At 49.4% G+C, this 231-nt stretch carries 1 protein-coding gene; it reads right to left on the reverse strand.

What is annotated here, in order from left to right; translation table 11 throughout:
• Nucleotides 1-33: 33 nt before the first annotated feature.
• Nucleotides 34-231, reverse strand: a 198-nt coding sequence (locus CHH91_RS19205; protein ID WP_141234260.1) for a hypothetical protein, incomplete at its 5' end; no start/stop codon positions are given.

Below are 231 nucleotides of genomic sequence, written 5' to 3' on the forward strand. Positions count from 1 at the left end.
CGAATAGCGGGCTTTTCTAAACGATTTCCTGCTCTATGTCAAATATTTTCCTGTGATCGACTGCTCTGCGTGGATAATCTGTGAAGGCGTGCCTTCGAACACGACCTCGCCGCCGTTGCTGCCTCCGTCTGGTCCCATATCAATAATCCAATCCGCTTGGCTAATGACATCGAGGTTATGCTCAATGACGATTACTGTATTGCCGGCATCGACAAGGCGGTTCATGATCGT

The organism is Virgibacillus sp. 7505, assembly GCF_002272135.1.
Taxonomy (GTDB): domain Bacteria; phylum Bacillota; class Bacilli; order Bacillales; family Amphibacillaceae; genus Terribacillus.